The following is a 227-nucleotide window of genomic DNA, read 5'->3' on the forward strand; positions in this document are numbered from 1 at the left end:
CGGCGTGCACCACGCCGTCGCTGCTGGTCCACTCGTGGGCGGCGCCGACGGAGACGGTGTTGGTGCGGTCGGCCAGCGATTCGCTGCCGAGCGAAACGCTGTTCGCGGCATCCTTGGTGACCCAGGCGTTGGAGCCGAGCACGGTGGAGTTCACCGCCTGCGCGTAGCTGTTGTAGCCGAGCACGCTGGCGCCGTCCTCGGTGGCCCAGGCCTCGGTGCCAAGCGCG

The 227-nt window shown here is 70.9% G+C and carries 1 protein-coding gene; it reads right to left on the reverse strand.

Translation table 11 applies throughout. The features are described 5' to 3' along the window. Nucleotides 1-227 (reverse strand): hypothetical protein (locus tag ASG87_RS20375; protein ID WP_162258283.1); only part of this gene is annotated, 227 nt, incomplete at both ends.

The sequence above is a fragment of the Frateuria sp. Soil773 genome (genome assembly GCF_001428405.1).
GTDB lineage: Bacteria > Pseudomonadota > Gammaproteobacteria > Xanthomonadales > Rhodanobacteraceae > LMSL01.